This window comes from Pseudomonas sp. Irchel 3H7, assembly GCF_900187605.1.
Taxonomy (GTDB): Bacteria; Pseudomonadota; Gammaproteobacteria; order Pseudomonadales; family Pseudomonadaceae; genus Aquipseudomonas.
Map to the genome: position 1 here is coordinate 23,482 of NZ_FYEA01000004.1, position 22,742 is coordinate 46,223.

The 22,742-nt window shown below is 60.1% G+C and carries 28 protein-coding genes; all 28 read right to left on the reverse strand.

What is annotated here, in order from left to right; translation table 11 throughout:
* Positions 1–18: 18 nt before the first annotated feature.
* Positions 19–486 carry a phage tail assembly chaperone gene (locus CKW38_RS08595; RefSeq protein ID WP_095112467.1) on the reverse strand — a complete coding sequence of 156 codons (468 nt, stop codon included), beginning with the start codon at positions 484–486 and terminating at the stop codon, positions 19–21.
* Positions 486–1,412, reverse strand: a complete 927-nt coding sequence (locus tag CKW38_RS08600; RefSeq protein ID WP_095112468.1) for a hypothetical protein — start codon at positions 1,410–1,412, stop codon at positions 486–488. The genes CKW38_RS08595 and CKW38_RS08600 overlap by 1 nt, the downstream gene beginning before the upstream one ends.
* Positions 1,413–1,434: 22 nt before the next feature.
* Positions 1,435–2,001 carry a tail fiber assembly protein gene (locus CKW38_RS08605; RefSeq protein ID WP_095112469.1) on the reverse strand — a complete coding sequence of 189 codons (567 nt, stop codon included), beginning with the start codon at positions 1,999–2,001 and terminating at the stop codon, positions 1,435–1,437.
* 7 nt (positions 2,002–2,008) lie between these two features.
* Positions 2,009–3,106 (reverse strand): hypothetical protein, encoded by a 1,098-nt coding sequence (locus CKW38_RS08610; protein WP_007908764.1) that lies wholly within the window; start codon positions 3,104–3,106, stop codon positions 2,009–2,011.
* A 138-nt stretch (positions 3,107–3,244) separates the two neighbouring features.
* Entirely contained in the window at positions 3,245–3,760 is a 516-nt protein-coding gene (locus tag CKW38_RS08615; RefSeq protein ID WP_095112471.1) for a phage tail protein, read from the reverse strand.
* Positions 3,757–4,914, reverse strand: coding sequence for a phage tail protein (locus CKW38_RS08620; RefSeq protein ID WP_095112472.1), 1,158 nt, complete (start codon positions 4,912–4,914; stop codon positions 3,757–3,759). The genes CKW38_RS08615 and CKW38_RS08620 overlap by 4 nt, the downstream gene beginning before the upstream one ends.
* A gap of 13 nt (positions 4,915–4,927) precedes the next feature.
* A complete protein-coding gene (locus CKW38_RS08625) occupies positions 4,928–5,527 on the reverse strand; it encodes a YmfQ family protein (protein WP_095112473.1) in 600 nt (199 codons plus the stop codon).
* Complete coding sequence (locus CKW38_RS08630) at positions 5,515–6,561, reverse strand: baseplate J/gp47 family protein (protein ID WP_095112475.1); 1,047 nt, start codon at positions 6,559–6,561, stop codon at positions 5,515–5,517. Before CKW38_RS08630 ends, CKW38_RS08625 begins: the two co-directional genes overlap by 13 nt.
* Positions 6,551–6,949 carry a phage GP46 family protein gene (locus CKW38_RS08635; protein ID WP_093436478.1) on the reverse strand — a complete coding sequence of 133 codons (399 nt, stop codon included), beginning with the start codon at positions 6,947–6,949 and terminating at the stop codon, positions 6,551–6,553. Before CKW38_RS08635 ends, CKW38_RS08630 begins: the two co-directional genes overlap by 11 nt.
* Complete coding sequence (locus tag CKW38_RS08640) at positions 6,949–7,458, reverse strand: phage baseplate assembly protein V (RefSeq protein ID WP_007908773.1); 510 nt, start codon at positions 7,456–7,458, stop codon at positions 6,949–6,951. Before CKW38_RS08640 ends, CKW38_RS08635 begins: the two co-directional genes overlap by 1 nt.
* Before the next feature lie 114 nt (positions 7,459–7,572).
* Positions 7,573–8,619 (reverse strand): phage baseplate assembly protein, encoded by a 1,047-nt coding sequence (locus tag CKW38_RS08645; RefSeq protein WP_095112476.1) that lies wholly within the window; start codon positions 8,617–8,619, stop codon positions 7,573–7,575.
* 3 nt (positions 8,620–8,622) lie between these two features.
* Positions 8,623–9,858: a DNA circularization protein gene (locus tag CKW38_RS08650; RefSeq protein WP_007908775.1), complete on the reverse strand. Its 1,236-nt coding sequence runs from the start codon at positions 9,856–9,858 to the stop codon at positions 8,623–8,625.
* Complete coding sequence (locus CKW38_RS08655) at positions 9,845–11,617, reverse strand: phage tail protein (RefSeq protein ID WP_095112478.1); 1,773 nt, start codon at positions 11,615–11,617, stop codon at positions 9,845–9,847. The genes CKW38_RS08650 and CKW38_RS08655 overlap by 14 nt, the downstream gene beginning before the upstream one ends.
* 130 nt (positions 11,618–11,747) lie before the next feature.
* The gene (locus CKW38_RS08660) at positions 11,748–12,044 is read right to left on the reverse strand and encodes a phage tail assembly protein (RefSeq protein ID WP_007908778.1); all 297 of its coding nucleotides are present in this window, start codon (positions 12,042–12,044) and stop codon (positions 11,748–11,750) included.
* Entirely contained in the window at positions 12,041–12,388 is a 348-nt protein-coding gene (locus CKW38_RS08665; protein WP_007908779.1) for a phage tail tube protein, read from the reverse strand. Before CKW38_RS08665 ends, CKW38_RS08660 begins: the two co-directional genes overlap by 4 nt.
* A gap of 67 nt (positions 12,389–12,455) precedes the next feature.
* Positions 12,456–13,952 carry a phage tail sheath subtilisin-like domain-containing protein gene (locus CKW38_RS08670; protein ID WP_095112479.1) on the reverse strand — a complete coding sequence of 499 codons (1,497 nt, stop codon included), beginning with the start codon at positions 13,950–13,952 and terminating at the stop codon, positions 12,456–12,458.
* Entirely contained in the window at positions 13,952–14,131 is a 180-nt protein-coding gene (locus tag CKW38_RS08675; protein ID WP_007908782.1) for a DUF2635 domain-containing protein, read from the reverse strand. The genes CKW38_RS08670 and CKW38_RS08675 overlap by 1 nt, the downstream gene beginning before the upstream one ends.
* Positions 14,128–14,712, reverse strand: a complete 585-nt coding sequence (locus tag CKW38_RS08680; protein ID WP_095112481.1) for a hypothetical protein — start codon at positions 14,710–14,712, stop codon at positions 14,128–14,130. Before CKW38_RS08680 ends, CKW38_RS08675 begins: the two co-directional genes overlap by 4 nt.
* Before the next feature lie 142 nt (positions 14,713–14,854).
* Complete coding sequence (locus CKW38_RS08685) at positions 14,855–15,886, reverse strand: phage tail protein (protein ID WP_095112482.1); 1,032 nt, start codon at positions 15,884–15,886, stop codon at positions 14,855–14,857.
* A 9-nt stretch (positions 15,887–15,895) separates the two neighbouring features.
* Positions 15,896–16,108, reverse strand: coding sequence for a tail protein X (locus CKW38_RS08690; RefSeq protein WP_095112484.1), 213 nt, complete (start codon positions 16,106–16,108; stop codon positions 15,896–15,898).
* The gene (locus CKW38_RS08695) at positions 16,101–16,484 is read right to left on the reverse strand and encodes a phage tail protein (RefSeq protein ID WP_007908793.1); all 384 of its coding nucleotides are present in this window, start codon (positions 16,482–16,484) and stop codon (positions 16,101–16,103) included. Before CKW38_RS08695 ends, CKW38_RS08690 begins: the two co-directional genes overlap by 8 nt.
* Positions 16,484–18,847, reverse strand: coding sequence for a phage tail tape measure protein (locus tag CKW38_RS08700; protein ID WP_256588357.1), 2,364 nt, complete (start codon positions 18,845–18,847; stop codon positions 16,484–16,486). Before CKW38_RS08700 ends, CKW38_RS08695 begins: the two co-directional genes overlap by 1 nt.
* Before the next feature lie 152 nt (positions 18,848–18,999).
* Positions 19,000–19,581, reverse strand: coding sequence for a phage tail assembly protein (locus CKW38_RS08705; RefSeq protein WP_007908797.1), 582 nt, complete (start codon positions 19,579–19,581; stop codon positions 19,000–19,002).
* A gap of 153 nt (positions 19,582–19,734) precedes the next feature.
* Positions 19,735–20,241 carry a phage major tail tube protein gene (locus CKW38_RS08710; protein WP_007908799.1) on the reverse strand — a complete coding sequence of 169 codons (507 nt, stop codon included), beginning with the start codon at positions 20,239–20,241 and terminating at the stop codon, positions 19,735–19,737.
* On the reverse strand, positions 20,241–21,407 hold the full coding sequence (locus tag CKW38_RS08715; RefSeq protein ID WP_095112488.1) for a phage tail protein: 1,167 nt from the start codon (positions 21,405–21,407) through the stop codon (positions 20,241–20,243). Before CKW38_RS08715 ends, CKW38_RS08710 begins: the two co-directional genes overlap by 1 nt.
* A 2-nt stretch (positions 21,408–21,409) precedes the next feature.
* Positions 21,410–21,595: a hypothetical protein gene (locus tag CKW38_RS08720; RefSeq protein ID WP_016985057.1), complete on the reverse strand. Its 186-nt coding sequence runs from the start codon at positions 21,593–21,595 to the stop codon at positions 21,410–21,412.
* 99 nt (positions 21,596–21,694) lie between these two features.
* Positions 21,695–22,117 (reverse strand): hypothetical protein, encoded by a 423-nt coding sequence (locus CKW38_RS08725; RefSeq protein WP_007949656.1) that lies wholly within the window; start codon positions 22,115–22,117, stop codon positions 21,695–21,697.
* Positions 22,118–22,202: 85 nt separating this feature from the next.
* On the reverse strand, positions 22,203–22,742 hold the full coding sequence (locus CKW38_RS08730; protein ID WP_095112490.1) for a DUF4376 domain-containing protein: 540 nt from the start codon (positions 22,740–22,742) through the stop codon (positions 22,203–22,205).

Consider the following 22,742-nt stretch of genomic DNA (forward strand, 5'->3'; position numbering starts at 1 on the left):
AAGCATCAACAAAACGTCTCAGGCAGAAACGCCGACCATCCACTCGGGTGCAGCCGGACGGAAAACCACTTCCGGGAAATGGCTGGAATCAGGCCAGTCGCGCAGCGCTTGTCGGTACTCGAGCAGTTCCAGGTATTGCGCAGCCTTGAGCAAGGTTCCGCGCCCCAGTTCCTGCTCATCGCGATGGCGAGTGACCAGCCATTCAGTCGCAGAAAGGGATGCCTGACGCCAGCTACGTTCGGCTGTCGAAGGCGCTTGATCTGCAACAACCGACGCCTGGAGGATCACCGGACTTTCCTGCGCGGGCAGTGGGTCGGCAGCTGTCGGCATCTCACTGATCGGTGCGCCGATCTCGACCGCCTGATCATCCGGCACTCGCACCATCGACTCGACAAAGGACGGTGCAAACAGTTGGCTGATTGCGTAGTCACCCGTGTCGATTCGTTCGACGACTACGCCGTTTTCGATCCGTGCATAAACGGCCATTACTCGTACTCCAAGATTTCACAGAAAGCGTTACCGCCAACACCGCTAAGGACAGAGGCGGACGCACTGGTCGAACAAGAACCACTGCCACCCGAGCCTCGGACGCCTGCGAAACCCGGATTGTTTACGCCCCTGTACGGGCCGCCACCGTCAAACGGACTCGCCGCTCCGCCTCCGGAGAGCATTCCCCAATTACCGTTGAACATTGCGTAGCCACCGGTGTGCCCCCGAGCATTGGCAAGGTTGCCGCCCACGGCGTCTTGACCTCCAGTGCCACCCTGAACGTACCCCGAGGAAGAGGTTGTCGTATCGATGGTCAGGATCTGTGCACCGCCGCCTCCTGTAACGCTCATGTAAGAGCCGAAGGAAGCCCCACCACCTGCCAGGCCCATCGAAGCGCTGGCAGCTCCACCGGCCCCCAAAGAAACGGGTACGCCGGCAAGCATCTGGGGCGTCACGTCATACAGACTCTCCGCATAGGCCCCCGATCCGCCGCCGCCACCGAGACGTAGGTTCCCGGAGGCGACAGGTGCACAACCGCCGCCAGATCCACCGCCCCCCACCAGTCGAACACGAATACGTTTGGCCTTGGGGTTAGGCTTGTAAACCGTGATCCCAACCGTTTCGAACTGCCTGACTGCCAACAACCGTCCCACCGCATCGGTGATGCCATAGCCGGCCAACGTGGTTGGGGTATTTTTCAGTTTGTTGAAGTCGACCAGTGCGCCGATTGCGCTGGCTAATTGATCGGTTCTGGCTTCATCCGGCGTTAATCCGGCAGCCTTGATCGCGTTGAGAATTTCTTGCGTGACGCTGTTGCCCCACGCAGCGGGAATCAACGATCCCGGTGTTCCGGCGAGCGGGTTTTCATCGACGAAGCCGCCGTTGACCAGCCCGACCCCGGGAATACTTTTTGGATAATCCATTGCACTGCTCCCTGTGCTGAATTCAGTTGGCTAAGGATGTGCCGGGTGCGACCGGCCAGGTAATTTCATCGGGGAAACCGGCCTGTTTTTCGATGCGGTTCAGCTCGACGCTGTAGAGCTTCCATTCGATCAGCAGCAGTTGTTCGTCATGGCTGGCATCGCCGATGTCTTCGGCGTATTGCAGGGGCGCGATGCGCAGCACCGCATCGCGAAGCAACGCGTCGCGTTGAACGAGGACGATGCGTTTGCGATCCGCCAGTTGCGCGGCCTCATCGACCTGCCAGGCGTTGCCCAACCAGACGTGAAAGCCACCCGGAAAAGGCAACCGGGTGAAGCCCTCCGGCAATTCGCCAAGCGCGTTCCAGGTTTCCCGAATGCCTGTGTCAGTGCGATAGACATCCCCACGACAATCGATCTGCTGTTGCAACGAACCTTTGTTATAGGCCCAGGCAAACCCCTCAGGCGCAGGGGAGAGTTCGATGCTCAGCGTCACAGCATTGCTTGGCAGTTGCAGACCGATCCCGGGCACCAGCGGAAACTCGACAGGCCCGGTCAATGCACCGCTGTCATCTATCAAATAATTGAACATGTGCACCTCAGATAAATTTGATTCGCGCGGGATAGGCGATGTTTCGCGGTCGGGTTTCGCCAGCGAAATTGCCGATATTGCCGATGTAGGCATCATTGTCGAATGCTGGGTTGGGATAGGTCGTTGCCACCGTTGCTGAAGTCGGTAAAAAATTGACGTTGGTGGTAACGTCCCAGGCGGTATCCGGAATCGCTGGAGCAGGCTTGAATGTCGCCCCGGTTCCCGTCGGCAGATAATGGTTGTGGCTTTGCAAGGCGTGCATTTGCAGACTGCCTATTACACGTCCAGCATCAACGCTTCTGCTCTCACTCAGCACCCGCAAAAACTCACCCCGAATCTCGGGAATTCGAAAGTTCGAAGCGCCATCGCCACTGGTCCAGCCACCTTCTCTGCCCGCTCGGGCCGCTTCGGTCGTCAGTGCCCCGGACGCCTGAGCAAAATCCCACAGCCACGGCCATTCGGCGCGCTTGAACAGATCACCGTTGGGAACGCCATAACCTCCCGGGTTAAGCGTTGTGGTGGTCTCCAAAAACGGGCGTCCCAAGGCGGTATTGTCGAAGCGTCCTATCGGCCACCAGCTCCCGGCTCCGTCACTGCGCAGATGCCACCAGTCACCTCCCCCCATCAACACCAGAAACGGATAACCGCTGGCCGACAAGTAGGTGTGAAAGCGAATCCTGTCGGTGCCGGATGCTTGAACAACGAGGCGATTGCCGCTGTTGTCGACACGACGAAGAATCACATCGCGTACACCCAGAGAAACATCCGCCGGAGGTAAAGTCAGGGTCACGGGGGCGGGACTGCCATCGATCAAAACAAGTCCGAGTTCCTGCTCAGTCAGTGACTTGGAAGCTGCAAGCCGGGTAATCACCGAGCGCATCGGACTGGCATTACTGACAATCGACTGAATCGCCTTGAATAGCTGGCTGGTATCCGCCTCGGAGGCCACCAACCCACCGCCGCTGATCACACTCAGAATTTCCTGAGTGACACTGTTGCCCCACACCGCCGGAATCAACGATCCCGGCGTACCCGCCACTGGGTTTTCATCAACGAAGCGGCCATCAACCAAGCCGACGCTGGGGACGCTTTTTGGATAATCCATAGGTTATTCGTTCCTTTGAAATGACAAATGACCAGCGTCGACACGGCGTTTTCTGCGTGCCTGCGAGGGTCTGTTTTCTGAAAATAAAAAGCCCACATTGAAGTGGGCTTGGGTGACGCTGAACGGAGGCTTTTCGGCTTAGTTGGAAAGGCCGCTGGCCAGCTCGCGAATGGCGACCAAAGCTTCCTCACCCGCGCTGCGCGCCAGATCCATGTTGCCCTTGGCGGCCTGTGCGCGAATTTGCGCTTTGGCTTTCAGGCGCAGCGTACGCAGCGCCAGCAGATGGTCGGTCAGTTGATCGGCCTTGCTCAGAATCTGCTCGGCGGCCTGTTTGGCCGTGCGCCCTTTGACAACCCACGCGGCGACTGACAGCGGCACTTCCTTTTTCGGGTAACCGGCGTCCTGATAAGCCTGCGCGTCAGCGGCGGCTTGGGCGTACTCCAAGGCTTTGAGGGGGTCGCCGGCCAGCGCGGTGCGGATGTTGTCGGCGGTGGCGTCGACTTTGGTACACAGACGTTCAGTTTCCTGCTCGTTCAGCACAGCCTGCTTATCGCCGTTCACGACCCACTTCTCACCGTCCCAGTCATGGGCGGCAGAAGGTTGAGGAAGGCGCATTTCGCCGTCGAACTGATGAAGTTCCTGAATCACGATCATCGAATAAGCTCCCACGACAGTTGGACGTTCACGGCGTCTGCAAAGTTGATCGCAATCCCGACGCTGTAGTCGGTGACAGGGTGGCTCTTGATGCCCATGCTGAGTAACAGCTCATCACTGTCGGCGTTCGACTGACCAAGGTTGTGTTCTGCCTGATAGCACTGCCACAACGAGCGCAGATTGGCATGGTCGAAACTGGCGGCCAGCGTTGAAACCGTCACGTCGTTAACGATGTTGTTGGTAAACAACACACAAGGGGAAACCGTTGCCGGGTTCCAGCCCCCGGGGTTGTTGGAACTTCCCGCAATAATGGGCGAAAGGAAGCAATAGTTACCGCCCGCCCATCCCGTTGACGGAAAGGCGACCGACGTCACTGCCGTCGAGGACGGCGTTGGATTGCCGGCAACCAATCGGGCAGAACGTGCGTGCGGATCCAGCGGCAGGAAAATCGCGCCGGTCCCGTTGACGGTCTGGGTCCAGGTCAAGCGGGCACGGTTGTAAATCGTTCGCACCGTCGGCACCGAACCCGGTGCGCCGGTCACGACCCAGGCCAGACACATGTCCAGTGCCGTTGACTGGAACCCACCACCGGCGGCACCGTTTACCGTTCCTTTCAACGACTCGGGCGTCACGTCATGAATGTTGCCACGCTGCACGTAGAACGTCAGCGCACCACCGGAAACTTGCGCGCGCAGAAAGTAATGGCTGCTGGGCAACAGATCCACGCTGCTCCAGGCCGATGTCACAAAAGTGCGCGAGCGGCCCAACTGGCCATTCACCACTTCCTGCCCCAGGCTGATAAACGTACCCGCCGCGATCGAAACCTTGCCACCGCTGGTAGCGGCAGCTGCCGGGCTGACCGTTAGCCGGCCATCGGCAGTGGCTACCGTTGGTAGCGGCAACGCCACCAGTGGCAACGCCAGATCCTGATTCCAGCCCTTGGCCGTCACCGATTGAATCGCCTGCAACAGCTGATCGTATTTCTTCTCGTCCGGCGTCAGCCCGGCCGCATTGATCACATTGAGAATTTCCTGCGTAACCCCGTTACCCCAATCCGCCGGAATCAGCGATCCCGGGGTTCCGGTCATCGGGTTCTCATCGACAAACTTCCCGTTCACCAAGCCGGCGCTGGGAACACTGTTCGGATAATCCATGGCTCATGCCTCCCTAGTCATAATTGATGTGCACCTTGGTGTGCGCCGGGGCGCTGCGGTGGATCAGGCATTCCAGCGCCGAGCCCGGGTTGACGCCAAAACGCTCGCCCCAGTAGCTCGCGCCGTAACGCCGGCCGAGCAGCAAGCGGCCGCCGGTGTTGAGCGTCCACATGAACTGCGCTTCCCACGTGCCCCAATGCGCCGAGCCAAAACGCGAGCGGCCCATGCGTGGGGCTTCGAGTTCGGTGATGGTCGCGTTGGGGTAGCCCTGGCTTTTGGCGATGTCGAGGTAGTAACCGACAGCCTGGCTGCCGACCGCGAGCAAGCGCCGGCGTACGGCGAGGCGGCGGTCGTCGAACAGCGGCGTGGCGCCCAGGCACGGATCGGGCAGGTTCATCACCCGCTCCCAGTCCGGCACCAGTTCGCTGACGCCGGCCGGGTCCATCTCGTTGAGCAGGTCAGCGGCGCGGGCATCGAGGCGGGCCAGTTCGACGGCGACGCCTTGCAGCACTTCTTCGAGTTCCGGTACACGCTCCGGGTCCCACGCCGGGCCACTGGGCAGCAAGGCGCGCAGTTGCGCCTGATATTGCGCGGCGGTTCTTATGCCCCCCATACGCAACCTCCGAAGGTGAGCAGTTCGCTTTGCCCGGCAGGCACGTCAACGGCCGGCGCGGTCAGGGTGTGATCGTACTCACCACCGGCGCTGCTGATGGCTTCGCGGATATGGCTGATCAGCAGCGGCACACCCAGGTCGGCCTCGCGGTTGTGCAGGTCGCGCAACTGCGCTTCAACGGCGGCGCGCACAGCGGTGGTGTCCGGATTGACGCTCTTGAAGCGATACACCACCGGCACTTGAATCGGCCGCTGTACGTGCACTTCCGCAGTCACCGGACGCAGCGGTTCGATGTACGCCTGAACCTCCGCCAATTGCTCATCGTTGGGCACCGGTTGCGGGTCTTCATCACGCATGATGAACACCGTCACCGTGCCTGGCCCGAGCAAGCCACCACGACACCAGGCGCGCGTTACGCCCGGCACTTCCAGCGCCCAGGTCTCGTAATCACTGGCCGAGCCGCCATGGGGAATCACGCGGTAGGAACGAATCACCCGCGAGCGCAGCGATTCCAGACTTTCCCGTGCCACGCCGCCGCTGAGCCCCGGCGCCAGCACGACAAAACTGGTGCCGACCACCCCGGCAATCGGCTGCACCGGTGTCAACGCCAGACCGGCGTCGGCATTGCCGAGGCTGCCGGCATCCAGCGCGGCGATGGTAGTGGTGTTGCTGCCATTGACCGTGGTGCGCGCGGCGGTGACTTTGTAGGTACGACCGTCGTTCGATTGCAGCAACGTGTCGACGTCCAGCACTGCACCGGCAGTGGCGGTAAAACTGACGCTGCCGCTGGCGACTTGCGCGGGTTTGCGCGGTTGATTCAGACGCAGTGCGGCGATGCGCTCCAGGGTCGATTCATCGGCCTTGTCCGGCAGGATCTGCTCGGCAATCCAGTCGAGATAACCGTACAGACCATAAGCCGCGCCACCGAGGGTACGGGCCAGCACTTGCGCATCGGACTGGCGCAGCGAATCGCCGGCCAGGTCGCTTTGGGTGCGCTTGATCAGCACCGGCAGCGAAGGGGTTTCAAACGGCATAGATCACCTGCCAACTGTTATCGGGGTTGATGTCCAGACGTTCGCCGTCAGCCAGGGTCAGGACCGTGCGCAGGTTCAGGCGCTGGGCGTCGAGGCGTTCGCTGATGATGTCGATGGCGCTGCAGTGGCCGTCGTCGATCAGCCATTGCAAGGCTTCGCGGGCATAGAACTCGGCGTCCATCTGCGTTTGTCGGGTCAGCTTGACCCGGCGCAACAGCCACAGCCGCGAGCCGATGCGGTCGTCGGCAACGGTGGGAAACGTGTCGCCCCACCAGCCGAAACGCTCTTCGTCGTCGAGGGCGTCGTCATCGGCGGCGCGGCGCCAGGTGAACAGGCTGATGAGCACGGCGCGGGTCAGCGCGGCGTGGAGGTTTGGGCTGATCAGCATCACTTGCCTCCTGCCGGCGCGCCGGTCTGGCCGTTGCCGGCCTGTACGCCGACATGCACGTGGTTGATCTGGCTGATGCCACCGGCGAGCTGATCGCCGCTGGAGACGATCTTGCCGGTCTGATTGATCACTGGCGTATCGAAGTTCACCGCGCTGCTGGCGCGGATGTTCAGCGTGGCGGTTTCGATATCGATGATCCGCCCGCGCTTGAAATGAATCTTGTCGCCCTCGTCGGTGTAGATCGCCACTTCACCAGCGGCCAGCGCTTGCAAGCGATAGCGGCGGTCGGCGATGACCAGGGCGATGGCATGGGATCGGTCACCGCCGATGAAGGTGACGACGCCCTCGGCGCCGGCCAGCGGATGGCTGGTGAAGCCGTAGGGTTCGAAATGTTCCATGTCGTCGTTCACTTCACCGGCGGTGAGGCGCATTTGCAGCGATTGCAGCTTGGATGCCGAATTGGCGAGCACGACAGTGCCGCGCGCCAGCAGGCGTGTCAGTAGGCTCATGCTTGGTTCCTGTAAGAAACGGGCCGAGGTCAAAAGATCGCAGCCTTCGGCAGCTCCTACATAAGATCGGCGTACACCTGTAGGAGCTGCCGAAGGCTGCGATCTTTTCCGGGCCTATGAGGTTGTTTTAGGAGGGCTGGGATTGGCATCGAAGGTGTGCGGCGGGGCCATTTGCAGGGTGGTCACCGAGCCTTGCGCCGACAGCGAATAAGTGACCTTGGAAATCAGCATGTCGCCATCAAACCCAAGCACCGGATCCGTGACTTTGACCAGCGTGTTGTGCCGCCAAAGATCACCGTTGGCCTGGCGCCAGCCCTGCACCTGATACGTGGTGGTCTGCGCCCGCCCCATACGGGTGGCGCTTTCCCACTGGGCGCGTTGCTGGGCCAGTTCGAACGTCAGCGCGGTGCCCTCGTTGATGATCGTGGTGCGTCGACGTTTGAAGCTCAGATCGGTCGCGCTGGATTCAACCTCGCTGACTGCCGCCCCGCTCTTCTTGTCCGAACCTTTTTGCTGGCCGATCACCCGGTATTCGGAGAACACCTGGCTGTAATCCATCGACGCGCTGGCGGACAAAATATTCTTGCCCAGCTCCAGCGCATCACTGGCCCGCCCACCGCTGCCCGGCTTGGCCAGCACCAGCCGGCCCTGCTCGTCATCGGTGGAAAATACCCGCAGCAGCGAGAGCAAACGGTCGATCGACTGAAACACCGTTTCACCCGGCACGATCGTGTGTTTGGTCAGCCGCGCGGTCTCGGGAATTTCATTGACCACCATCAGCCCGTACTCCATCGCCAGCGCCTGAACGATGCTCAGCAGCGGTTGTTCCTGCCACTGGTTCGGCGTGTTCCTGGCGGCGCAATCGACCAAATCCTGGGTCTTGGAACTGCCCTCGATGGTCAGGCTGATCTGGCGTCCGTCATAGCGGATCGGCGCCTTGAAAACATAGCCGGTGAGCACCAGGTCCTGGCCGATTTTCACTTCGCAGGGGTCACCCGGCTTGATCCGCTGGTCCACCGTCTGCCCCGGCCACTGCCAGGTGATGTCAAGTTTGAAAGTGCGGAACTGGCGCTCCAGATCAGCGGTGATTTCCACGCTTTTCCAGCCGCCGTATTCCATGTTGTTGACGGTCAACGTGACGCGGTTATCCATCTCGCTCATGGCTCACTCCCTGGACACTTTCACGTCGTTGGGTGAAAAGCCCGGATGGTTCATCGCGTTGCTCTGAGTCACTTGAGTCACTCGTGTGGCATCGGCAAATTGCTTGTAGGCCACAACCAGCGCCGGCAGGCTTTCCTGGAACGATTTAGTGACCTGTCGCACACCGGATGACGCCACTGCCTTGAGATGCGCCAGCAGCGCTTCCTTGACATCGTTGATTGCCTGGTGGTGCTTGGGATCGGCCTTGTCCAGCATTGGATCAATGGCCACCCCGACCGCCTTCTGCAGCGCTTTCATTTCGTCGGTCACCGGTACTTCCTGACGGGTCACCGGTTGATCCGCCTGATGTGCCACCGAAGGTGTCGACGACAGTTTCACCGCGGGGGTCGCCACTGGCATCGACGCCACCCACTGCGCCACTTTGACCAGCATCGTGTCCTGCACCAGATCGGCCATGGCCTGCGCCGCGGCGTTGGTGTCCTTGCCGGTGGTGATCTTCGGTGCATCCGCCTTGCGGATGGCTTCGAGTTGTTGGGAGACGTCGGCAATCACGCCACGGTAGCCCTCCTTCGCGAATGCCTTGAGCTCTTTGATATCGCCGAGCAAACCTTTGAACTCAGCCGCCACTTCCTTGGGCAACTCTTTCACTGCCTTGACCAGTTCGGTGATCTGCCGGTACTGCTCGATCAGCGGCTTGAGCTGTTCTTTGATCACCTCATAAACCCCGGTGAGGCTGTTGCGCAGATTGGCGATGCCGATCCGCGCAGCCTTGATCAACGTCATCGCCTGCTCGAAGCGTGCCACCGCCGAACCCAACAGCGTGTCAGCCTTGGCCAGCAACACTTTCTGTGTGCTGACGGTAGCGGTCGGAAACGGCAACGGTTGGTCTGGATAGAACTTCAGGGTAAAGGTCACCAACCCGCCGTCCTGGCGGGTGTGGGTCATGTCGCATTCGCCGACCTTGACTTGCAGGCGTCCGAGCCACGGATGCACCAGTTCACCACTGCCCGCCTCCAATGCCTTGAGCAGCTTGTCACGCTGCTCCAGGCAATCGGCGCCGATGATGAATGCAGTGACGTCGTGGGTCTTGGCCTGCTGACCGAGATCTTCGAAAAACGGCAGGTCACGCTGCGGATATTCATGCAACTGACCTTTGCGACCGACCGGGGTTTTCGCCTGATCGATCCAGAAGCCGACACCACGAAAGGATGCCGGCAACAAGCGGTCACGCCAGTTCATTGGAACCTCCCATCGACAGCGAGCGATAGCCGATGCGCGAAGACAGCGCCAGGCCCGGTTGATTGGTTTGCGGTTGATCGGTGCGCAGCCCGGCCGGCGCATTTTCGAAGCGCACGGTCAGGCCGCCTTCGAGTTGCGTACGGTTGTTGGCCGCGCTTTGCTGGATCAGGGCGCCAGAACTTTGCGGTAACGAACCACCCTGCAGCGCACCGTTGGCCGATGTTTGAGGACTTGCCCCGAAGAACGCCGGCGCCAGCTCTCCTTTGCCTTCGGCATTGGTCTGGCGTTGCGCTTCGGTGAACGTTTCAACCTTGCCGGTAACCTTGGCGATCAGTCCGGCAAAGCCGCCGTCGAACAGCTCCTTGATCGGCGCGATCACGGTTTGCAGCTTTTGCCACAACTCGCCGAACCACTCGGTGATCGGCCCCCAGTTCTTGATGATCTGCCCCAACGGGGTCCATTCGAACATGGTGTGCAAAAACTCCAGCACCGGCGCGGCCAACGCTTGCACCACGCCCCACAGCGCGGAAAACACTTCGCTGATCGGTTGCCAGTACATGGCGATCTGTTCCAACGGCGACCATTCGAACAAGCTCTGGAAAAAACTTTTGATCTGCTGCGCCGACGTTTGCAACGCGGTCCAGATCGGTTCGAAGAAGGTCACGATGGCGCCCCAGTTGTTGACAATCATCCCCAGCGGGGAATAGTCGAACAACGTGCCGAAGAAATCCTTGATGGCTTGTGCCGCCGGTTGCAGCGCCGTCCATATCGAGGCAAAGAACCCGGTGATCGCCCCCCAGTTGTTGATGATCATCCCCAACGGTGTCCAGTCGAACAGACCTTTAAGAAACGCCATCACCGGCACACTCAAGGCCTTGAGCAATTCCCAGATCGCCGAAAACAGCCCGGTCAGCGGCGCCCAGTTTTCCAGGATCATGCCGGCGGGCGTCCACGAGAACACCGATTTGAAGAAGTCGATCACCGGGGCGGTGACGGTTTTTACCTTGTCCCAGATGCCCGAGAAGAACCCCGCGACCGGTAACCACAGCGCCGCCAGTGCATCCAGCGGTCGCCAATCGAGGATCGAGCGCAACGTCGCCATCGCACTCGCACCGATGTTTTTCACGCCCTCCCACATGCCTTTGAAGAAAGCACTGATCGGCGTCCAGTTGGCATAAATCAGACTGGCCGCCACCGCGATGCCCATGGCGATCAGCATGATCGGGTTGGTCTTGAGCACCATGCTCATCACGTCCATCACTTGGGTCATGCCGGTGACGGCGGTTTGCATCGCCGAGAAGGCAATCGCCCCCGCCGCTAGGCCTTCGACCAGTTTCGGGTTGTCGGCGAGCAGACTGCTGACCTGGGTCAACATCGGTTCCAGCCCGACCACCAACGCCCCCACCGCCGGCACCAGTGCGGCATCGACGGCTGCGGAAACCTTTTCCATCGACGCACTGAACACGTTCATGTTTTGCGCAGCGACTTTCGGTGTGGCGGGCAAGTCGACGGTTTTTGCCGTGTCGCTGACTTCAGTCAATTTGCCCTGAAACGCTACGGCCGATTTGATCCCGTCCACAAACGGCGTGATCACGCTGCCGCCCTTGAACAGACCACTGATGTCCAGTTTGCCGAGGCCGGCCTGTTCGAGGTTGTTCTTGAAGCTCTCGACCTTGACTCGCAAAGCGCCGAGTTTGGGCGACAGTTCATCGATGCCGGTAAGCAACACCGACGCTTTAGCTTTGGTTTCTTCTGCCATCACTGCACCTGCTGCATCGCATTGATCCGTTGCGCGTGCTCCAGCGATTCGCGGAGCACATCCAGTGGCCTGGCCATCATCTGTTCGGGGTCAACCTTCCAGAACCAGGCCAGGTCATAGGCGACGGCGATCAGGTCGGTGATGGCGCCGACGCCGCACTCATGAAAAAACTCGCAACGGCCCAGCTCAGCGCATTGAGGTCAGCCAGATCGAGCTGGTTGACCGACGACGGCGGAATGCCGGCGCACACGGCGATGTATTTGGCCGCCACGTCCATGTCGAGGCTGACTTCTTCGCTCTTGTCGATCTTGTACGGCAGCGCCTTGATCGCTCGCACTTCCTGCACCGTCGGACGGCGCAGGACGAGTTCGGTCAGGGGCTCGCCGTGAGCTTCGATCGCAACCTGAAGCTTCACGGCGCCGCTCATTGCCAGGTCCCCTTGATGCCTTCGAATTTCAGTTCGATGGTGGCGTCATCGCCCTTGGAAACTGGCTCTTCGACCAGATAGGCACCGGCCAGCACGTAGACTTTGCCGTTGCTGAATTCGCAGGTGACGGTGATGTCGGTGCCTTCGATCAGCTTCTTCAGCGGGAAGTCGGCGGTGTGCAGCGCGGTCACTTTGAAAGACGGCGCGATGTCGGTTTCCTTGTAGAAGCCGGGTACGACGGTTTCGCGTTTGACCGCCATCAGCGGGGCTTCGCAGCCGCCATTGATGGTCAGTTGTGCGCCGTCGACTTTGACGTAGCAGGTGCCTGCAATCAGTTGACCCATGGTGTTACTCCCTTGAATAAAAAAGCCCACGCGAGGTGGGCTGAAAACTTGCCGTCAAACGCGCGGATCAAGCCGCGTCGTCGTACTGCAGACGGAATTGGTTGAGCAGCGCGAACACGCGCAGACCGTTGATGTAATCCGGCGGGAACAGCACGTTCACGCGGCTCGGGTCCTGCACGTCGCGCTCGACGATCAGGTGCTCGGCAAACAGCTCGGCGTTCTCCACGTGACCTTCCAGTTCGAGCTTGGCGTACTGGGCGATCAGCTCACCGCGAATGGTCGCTGGCGTCACGATTGGCTGACCGGCGCCGAAACGGGTGCCGTCGGAGGCCAGTTTGTGCCGGCCGTATTTGCTGGTGATCACGCTTTGCAGACGACGCACGATGAACGCCGATTGGTGCATGGTTTCGCTGTCCAGGTAGGAGTTATCGGCCTGACCGTAAGCGTTTTTCTGGTAGGTGGTGATTGAGCGCTGGATGCGCACGTAGCCGCCTTCGTAGTACGCGGTGGCGATGCCGTAGTTGAGCAGCGACTGACGCTCGGTCAGCGTGAAGCGTTCGCTGGCCGGCGCAGGGTCGACACCCGGCAGGCTGCCGCTTTGCGTCGGACGGCTGGCGTCGGCAGAGATGAACACGGCGGTGCGTGCAGCCAGTGCGGCGGCTTGTACCCAGAACGGTTGCGGTACACCCGGCTCCAACGCCTGAATAGTCATGTGCTGGTCGTTACGCGCTTGGCCCGCGGCAACCAGAGTACCGACAGTGCCGCGCTTGGCGCTGTAGACGTGACCGAACAGCTGCTTGGCCCAGGACCAGCGACCGGTGCTGTCATCCATCACCGCTTGCCAGGTGTTGAGGGTCGACAGATCGGACCATGGCAGTGCGATGAATTCGAACGGCTCGTCACCCAGCGCGGCAATTGCCGCCACCTGATCCGGCACACCGGCGCCGCCAGTCATGGCGGTGATCGCAGTGGTCAGGCCGGCCGGGGTATCTTCGCCGTTGCTCTTGCCCAGGCGATTGAATTGCAGGCTGATGTCGTTACCGCTGTCGCCAGTCCATTTGGCGCTCAGGGTGACCACACCTTCGGCAGCAGCAGCGCTGACCGGCAGGTCGGCGGTAGCGTTGATTTTCTGTGCCAGTGCGGTGGCTGCTTGCGCAGCAGTGGCACCGTTGACCACGGTGGCTTGCACACGCACGCCGCCGACATACAGATTGAGCACGCCAGCCTGAGTGGCAGTGCCGGTCAGGGTCAGCACGCCTTTGGCGATCGCGCCTTCGGTGTTGTGCAGCGGCAGGCACCAGATCTCACCGATCGGGTCGGCCTTGCGGAAGGTCTCGTACATCGAGGCGAGCATCGAGCCCTGACCACCGATGCTTTTGGCCAGCGCAACGCTGGAGACCAACACCAGTTTGCCGACTTCGGTCGGGGCAATGTTGTCGTTGACCTGAGCGACGATCAAACGACGCAGGGTCGAACTCGCGCTATTGGCGGCCGAGTTGTCCATTTCGGCATAGAACAGCGGTACACGAATGTCCGCGGGGATGTTGCTGAATCCGATCGCCATTATTTGGCTCCCTTTTGTTTGGCTGGTGCGGTTTTGAGGGTGATATCGCCGTCGGCCAGACGTCGGCGCCACCAGGCGCTGTCCAGCACTTCACGGCCTTCCAGCGGCAGCAGATCGCCGGCCTCCGGGTCAGGTACAACGCGGCCTTCGGCCGGCAGTACGGTGATGCGATTGCTCATGGGGTTACGTCTCCAGAGAAAGTCATTTCCACGCGCCCATCAGGGCCCGGGCGTTTCAGGTTGGGGTCGGCCGGGTCGATCGCATCGACCCGCACGGTGGCCCCGGTAAAGGACGACAAACCGTCCAGTTCGCGTTCGTGCCAACTCTCCGCAGGCTGACTTGGCAGATTGCGGCCGAGCTGGAACTCGGCAAAAAAGCGCAGCCGGTAGAAGGCGCGGCTGCTGTTGATCGAGACCATCTCGCCGCCGTCGTAAACGATGGCGCTGTAGTCGGAATCGGGCTTGAACCCCACCACCGCGCGCCACAGTTCGGCGCGCAGGTCGTGCAACAGATCCAGCGCTTTTGTAGCGTCGCTGGCGTCAAGCACCAGGACGACTTCGAAGCGCTCGCGGATCGGTTGGGTGATGAGGTTTTGTGTGGTGCTGTTGCTGGCCAGATCGGCGCTTGGCAGCACGTGGGCCGAAGGTGTTGGCAGATCCGGGTTGCCTTGCAGCAAGGCCAGATCGAGGCCCACCGAAATGTGATTGGCAAGGCCAGGGCATTGCCCACGCAGTTGCGTGAGGATCGGGGTGATCTTCATGGGGGTGTTCCAAAATAGTGGGAGTTACCGCAGGCCCCTGTAGGAGTGAGCCTGCTCGCGATAGCGGTGTGTCAGGCGCGTTGGTTTTGAATGTGGCACCGCTATCGCGAGCAAGCTCACTCCTACAGGGGGGGCTCGTGGGTCAGTCTTTGGACTCGGCTTTGGGGTCGAGGCACGACGCATCGATCAGGCAGCGATAGCTGTTCTCGCGATTGCCACTGGCGGTGACCTTGTCGATCGACCAGCGCCCGCGCATGAAGTCCGGCCAGGTCTCATCGAGCAACACCAGGCCTTCGGCGGCCAATCGTGGATCGCCTGGGCAGGTGATCTTCACCTTGTACTTCTGCCGGAGCATTTTGCGCACTTCGCCCTCGCCGACGGCGATGGCATCCGCTTCATTGGGTTGCTTCTGGCGGATGGTCTTGAACGGCGCGAGTCCCGTCTCGACCCAATGCAAAACGCCTGTAACAGCATCGACAAAACAGGTCTTGCAGCCCTTTGCCTGTTCGCGGGCGGCCTCTTCCAGCGTGGCGCTGATGAAGGCGTGATCGCCGGGACGATTGTCGTGGGTGACCGACAACGTCACATCCTGCAGTTTCTGCCCCGAGATTGATTTGATCTGCCCAGGTCGCGCCAGCACATACGCATCGCCATAAGGCTTGGCGACCAGGTTGTACTTCTTCGCCAGCCGCGTCAGAAAGCCCATATCGGTTTCATTGGACTGGTCGACGTGGGCGATCTTGATCATCGACACGTCCGCAGCGACACGCGATGAAAAACCGTGCTGCGACACCAGTTTGCTAAACAGTTGACCGAGCGTCGTCGGTCCATGAGTGGCGGTGCGGCGCTGCTTGAAGCCGGTTTCATCATCCTTGCTGAACGGCGCTGCAGTGGCCACCAGGGTCAGGCGAAACGGAAACAGCGTCGGTGTCAGGCGAGTGACTTTGAACTGGCCCTTATCGACCATTTCTTCCATTTCCAGGTAACCCACCAGCAGGCCGATTTTCCCGCCGAGGCTCGGCAGCCCTTCGAGGCCCTCCAGATCAATGGTCAGGGTCAGTTGATCCGACTCGATGCCGGCGGCATCGATGTGCTCCCAACTGATCAGACGCTGGTTGAGAAGATCCGCGTTTGCGCCATAAATCTGCACGACCGGGGTAAAACCCAATGCCATACAACCTCCTTAATCCCAGGCCGTGAGCGCTTTGATCGCAGCAGGTTTGCTGTCGAGTTCAGGCAGCACGACCCAGATGCCAGCGGGCAGAACCGGGCCGTGTTCGGCCAGGGTCGGATTGAGTTTCCACAGGGCTTCTTCAGCGGCATCGTCGCTGCGCCCGGTTTCGCGGTAGAGCAGCAAATTCACCGAATCACCGGCCATGCTTCGAACCTTACGCATTGTTGAACTCCGCCAATTCGATGACCCAATCGACCACCATCGCCGTACCGTCATCGATGATCTGGGTCTGGGTTTCCTGAACGTTGTTGATCCGCCAAAGACCCCAGTTGCGACCAATGCCGTCAATCAATGGCAGCGGTATGCGCAGTGCCTGCAAGGCGCGCAGTTCATCGAGCCGATCCATGGCCACGGCGTACATCGACCTGCCGGTGATGGTCAGGGTTTCCGACTTCTGGCCGGTCTGGCTGGATTTCGGTTTGCTGGTGAGGATCTGTATTTCGCTCCAGCCGCCATCGGACTTGCGCAACAACTGGTGGTACGCAAATTGACGCGAGAGGCCGAAGATGAAATTGCCCAGTGCCATTTGTTGTTTCATCAGGCGACTCCATCGGTCAGGGCTGCGTCACGGCGGGTGGCGAGGGGGTTGGTTGGCATGATCTGCCCCAACTGCCCCATGGTTGTTTGGACCACCAGATTGGCGAGCGCCTGGGCGCTGGCCAGATCCTGGCCATTGATCTGTATTGTTGAGTTGAACGTGACAGGCTGGCTGGCGGCTGTGGTGGCTGGGATCGCCGAGGTCGCCGAGGTCGTGATCAGATCCTTGCTGACCTGAGCAGGCGCGCCAAGACGATCGACTTGGGTCCCCAGCTTGTCGCCCAGCGACTCACCGATGGCTCCCCCCGCCATGCTTCCGAGCCACCCGCCAATTGCAGTGCCCACGCCAGGCAGAATCAACGTGCCAAGCGCGGCACCGACAGCAGCGCCCGCTGAAGCCCCGGCCAACGAAGCACCGGATGACACCACTGAACGCGTGTCCCCGTGCCTCACACCATTGACCAGTTCATAACCTGCGCTGAGCAGGCGCAGCGGCGGCGCTTTTTTGGCCAGCAGCGCGCCGGCCTTGGCGTAGGAGCCGGACAGCGGCGCGGCGTGCATTGGGCTGGCGCTCGATGAGCCGGCGAATGCCGTCATGCTTGCCGGCCACGCTGAGGTCTGGCGAATGAGAGGATTGCGAGCTGCAGAGCTGCCGGAGCTTATCAATGGTTGATGGCTCTTTCGTTGGGTCAAAGAACCGAGGCTCACCCTGCGTGGTTTCAGGCCTCCACGCTTTCTCTGGGCAGGCTTTTTCGGATCTGGCTCATCAAAAGTCGAGTTCTCAACGGGTTTACCGCTATCGCCGGCAACATCGATATCCGCAATCCATTTGCCAAGTCCCTTCGGCAGTTTCGTTGCGATACCCTTCACAAGCTTGCCAACGAAATTATCGGCGGCCTTTGCCAGCAATGCCCCCACAAACGCCGTAATCCCCGCCGCCGCAATAGTCAGAGACGTGGCGACTTTCGGATTTGCCTCGGCTTTTTCCGCCGCCCAGTTCAATGTATTGGTAAGCGAGTCCAGCGTTTGTGCATCCGGAGCTACCGCTGTCGCCAAACGATTTCTACTGGCCTCCAAAGCATTCCAGCTCTGCTGAGGACTCCCGCCTGTCGGATCGGCTGACCTTTGCACCGCACCTTTGTACTGCGGCTCGATGCTTTGGGTCGGTCCTTGAAGGGGAACCGGCGAGACCGGCGTATCAGCAGGTTTCGCCATCAACTGATGCAAACCGTCGCTGCCGGTCGACAACGTCTTCAGCAACTCGGTCTGTGGATCAAGCGGTTTTCTCGCGGTCAGCAACGCAAATGTCTTTTCGACATCCTGCGGTTTCTCCAGCAGTTTGCTGACGCCTTCATCACCGTTGAACAACGTCTTGATCAGTGCCGATTGTTCGCTCGCAGGCTTTTGTTTAAGAGCCTCGAGTGCTTTGAAAACGGTTTGCGGCACATTCTCGGTGAGCTTGTCCGGCTGGAGTCCAAGTGTTGCCCAAGCGGCACGCTCGGCGACAGAGCCTTTGGTACCTTTGGCCAGCGCAGCGCTGATGCTTTTCACCGATGTAGCGGCGCCAGACGTGTTCACATCTGCGTTGAGCAAAGCGGCCGCAAGAGCAGCCAGTTGCTCAGGTGCAATACCCGCCGCGACTCCTGTTTCGCCAGAACTCTGTACCACCGAGCCGATGTCGGCTGCGGTCGCTTTCAGCGAATTCTTCCCGAGATGAATACTGGCGTCGGCCAAGCTTTGAGCCTGCGCGCGATCAAGCTTGAGCGAGGTTCTCCAGACCGTCAGCATTTCTCCAGCAGCTTTCAGCTCAATGCCAAACGCTGTCGCGTTCGTGGCGGCATCACGGCCGAAATCCAGCAGTTCCTTTTCCTTTGCGTCGCCAGTGAGATTGGCGCCTACCCCGGATTTGCCCGCGGCATATTCGACCTCGGCCAGGCTAACCGCGGTCGCACCACTGCCCGCCACCGTTTTTTCGCTGGCCATTGCCAGGTTGGCGATCTCCATGCTCTTGAGATCGCCGTCCATGCCCGGCACTTGTTTTAGCCTGGCCATGGCCGTTTGAAGCGCCATGGTCGGCTGCAGAAACGCGGGAGGCTGACGCTGTTCGATCTCGGCCGTGAGTTTTGACTTCGGCGCAGTTACTGGCGCCGACGTCGGCGAACTGGCCTTCGACAGCGATTGCAGCGCGACCATGACTTCCCGGAGCTTGATCTGCTCCTTGATCAACAACCGGATGTCCTGACTGGCGGTCAAGACCGCCAGCTTCAACTCCGCCAGCGGATTGGCGATAACATCGAATGCAGACCTCTCACCTGCCAAGCCAGTGTTGCTGAACCCGACGCTGCTGTTCGCGCTGGCCAGCATTGGCGAATACCTTGTTTCTGCCATGCCGCTCTACTCCTGTTTCACGCCAAGGCGAGTGATCGCTATGTCGTAGCGGCGCAACGCCTTTTCGGCGTCCCATTCCAGAATCTCCGCTTCACTTACCGGGTAAATGAGCGGGACGATATCGAGGATTACTTCGATGTCGCGTTCCGAAAGTAGGCCGCCGGCTGGTTTAAAAAATCGTCGATGCGCACCTGCAATTGCGTCCAGTCCGGGACGGTCATCAGGGCCAGATCGGGGATCATCAGGCCGGTGCAATGGGCGGTGATGAACTCGGCGCGTTCCTTGGCCGTTTTCAGTTTCTTCATCACTTTGGTCGCGCGCAGTGCCGGCATTTCCAGCGACAGCGAGGTTACGGTGCGGCCGGTCACGGCGAGCGGTTGCAGCAACTGCACCTGGTCGGGATCGGCGGATTTTTCCGCGTCTTCGACCTGATCGAGAAAGTACGACGCAGGGCGTGTCGACATCTCGTGCACGTACTGGGCGATGCTCACGTAATCCGGGCGCTTGAGCTGGTCGAGTTCCTTGACCGAGAGGCCGGTGGCGAGCAGCGCCAGTTCGAAGAACTGATCGTCTTCGTCATCGCCGGCGCGCTCCAGCGCGTCTTTTTGCGCGGCGTAGAACAGCGGCTTGAGCTGGATCGTTTCGATCTGCGAACCGTCATCGCCGGTGATTGGCGACAGCAGGTCATGCTGGGGTGGCATCCACGACATGAATGAATTCCTTGGTGATTCTTGAGGGGTGTAGCAATTCCCTTGTAGGAGTGAGCCTGCTCGCGATAGCGGTCTTTCAGGCACATTGATGTTGAATGTGCTGGCCCATCGCGAGCAGGCTCACTCCTACAGGGTTTTGTGGTGATGGGAGGGTTACGGCATCAGCACCGCACGACGCGCATCACCGAGGATGTCGACGCCGTTGAGCACGAACTTCTGGGTGCGCACGTCGATGTCGATCACCGGAATGCCGTTTTCCAGGCGGTTGTAGGTACGGCACGAGAAGTCCAGCGTCGTCAGGGCTTTGCCACCCATTTTGATGGCGTCCTCCCCCATGGTTTTGAGCTTGCCGCCGATGGTGTGATAGGTGAACCAGGTGTTTCCGTCCTGATCCTGACCGGCTTCACGCACGTTCAGCAGAATGTCATCGCCCAATTTCACACCCATGGCGAGCAACACTTCGGCGCCCGTGCCCTGCAGCTTGATCTGAGCATTCAGCGGCTTGGCACTCTTGGCCATTTCCTCAACGATGAAGCGTCCGCCCGTCATGTTTTCCATGTCGAAATCGATTTTCGGCGGGGTGAATTCTTCAACGGTCGCCGACAACGGCAGGCCTTGCAGAGTGGCCGCGATGGCCTGTCTTACGCGGTTGGTAAACATTAGAGAACGTCCTCCAGGAACTGCTCGATGATTTCATCGCGGGCGTTGAGTTGATAAACCATGTGTTCGTTCGGCGCGTAGCGGCCGTAGTCGATGACCACGTACCAGGTGCCGTTCTTGTACTTCTCGACGCTGTTCAGTTCCGGGTGCAGATACACGCTGCCGCCAGGAATGGTTTCGTCGGCGACCAGGGTTTGCAGCCAGTCGTTGATGCGCTTGACCTCTTGATCCATGAAGGACTTGGTGAGGTTTTTGGCCATGGCTTTCTGGCCGGCCTTGACCAGCTTGCGGCTGATCGCATCTTCGAGGCCGACGTAGCTGATGAATTTGCCGGTGATCGAGCGGTTACCCAGCAGCGAGAAGCCGCCAAGCACGGTGCGGGCGTAGTAGCTGACGCCGTAGCGGTTGAGCAGGTCGCCCTCGGTGGAGGTGTCGAGAATGTTGTATTCAACGACCCGCGAAACGTCCTCGGCGTAGGTCACCTGGTTGCCCGGGCTCTCCCACTGCTTGACCTTGGCCAGCGCGGCAATCGCCAGACTGGAAGGCGACAGGAAGACGTTTTTCTTCGCGGCTTTCGAATACACGGCGGGCATGTTGTGCACCACCAGGCAACGGTCAAAACCGAGATCGGCGCCGCCGAGTTCCTGGCTGTACAGCACTTGATCGGCGACCGAGGCGTCCTTGCCGTCCAACACCACACGGGCCTTGATGCGCTTGCCGAACGAGGCGAACTCGCTGGCCACTGCTTTGGTGCCGGTAAAGCCCGGCGCGCCGATGATGGTCAGGTCTTCCGGAACGCTGCCCAGTGAAGCCAGACCGAGCTTGCGACCGGTCAGCGGATCAACGCCGCCGATCACGTTGTTGACGGTGTCAGCCGGGGTTGCGCCCGCTTCGACGATCACCACGTAAACCGGCACCTTGACCACTTTGAGGATCTGGTAAACCGCGTGGTACAAAGTGCCCTCTTCCGAACCGGTCGGATCGAGCAGCGCCTGGGTGGTGAAGCTGTTGATGCGGAACGGTGCGTTGCGCGGAATCAGCGGATCGGCTTTCGGCGCAGTGCCGACCAGACCGATGACGTTGTCACCCAGGCCACCCATGGCCTCAGGGGATTCGGTGGCATTGACGGTAATGCCGTTGTGCTCGAAGTTCAGAACCTCAGCCATATTCAGTCAGCCTTCTTGGCAGCGGCCTTTTTGGCCTGGGTGGAGGGGGTTTTCAGTTCCAGTCGACCGGCGAAGTGCAAGGCACTGGCCTCGACGTCGAGCAGATCAAGGTCTTGACCGATGCTCGACCAATGCCCACCGCCGGTGGGGAATGGGACGAGCACGGTGTAGGTTTGGCGGGTTGCCATTCGGGTTTCTCCAAAGACGAAAAAGCCCCTTGGTTTCAACAAGGGGCTATCAGTTGCTGATCAGCGGATAAGAAAACGCCCCGTCAGTGCGGGGCGTTTTTATTCAGGCAGGCTAGCGAGCCATTCCGGCGCTGCCGGGCGGTGTTCGCTCAAGGGCAACTCACCGCCCTCCGGCCAGATGCGCAGCACGTGGCGATAGGTCTGCAACTCGATGTACTGCGCCGGGGTCAGCTGGGTTGGCCAACGGTCCACCTCGTCGCGATGACGGTTGACCACGGGATCAGTGAGCGCGATCTGCTGTTTGCGCCAGTAGCGTTCAATGCTCTCAAGTTCCGCAGGCGTTGGCCCCGGCCGATCAACCAGCACCGGATAGTTATTTTCATTCATGACAATCATCTTGCCGGTAGACAGCCCGTTCAATAACTCGAGCCAGTACTCCTGAGAGATTTCAACTGCATCGCTTGGAATTTCGGTATGAAAGGCGGAATCGTAAAAACCGCCCGTGGAGGGTGCGTAAAACATAGGTTCTTCCTTGTGTGATTAACGACGACTCTAAAACCACCCTCGTGAGTGGTCAGATATGAAAACGCCCCAGAGAATGGGGCGTTTACTGATGCGCGGTGATCGGTGGCGAGAGCGGCCAACCTTCAGCGAGCATTTCATCTTTATAAGTTCGCGCCTCGAGGGCCCGGAGCAAATCCAGTTCGCGATCAAAGCAGGCCTGGACATGGCTGCGCACAGCCTTGGCAATGGCGAGAATCTGCTCGGCGCCGATCTCGACAAAACCATCGAGGGTTTTGAAGTTGCAGCGATACTCGGGGTCGAGAATGGCAGACAGACCTGTGCTGGCGATCAGCGCCTGGCTGTCGCGAGTTGTTTCTATATTCAATCCCTCTATAGCGATACCGTGTGTTTCATGCAAGAACCGCGTTTGCGCAAACAGTTCGGGGTAATTCGGCTCCGCTATTGCAAAGGGTACTTTTACGACCTCGCCATCGACCAGCCTCCACTCACCCGTTTGATCGGTTCTGGTGGCGAGAAAAACTTCATCGCTCAGTTCGACCGCTTGTTCAGGAATAACTGAGTGAAGGGCCGAGTCATAACGTCCGGTCAACTCACCGGTTTCACTAAATGTTGCAAACTTCAT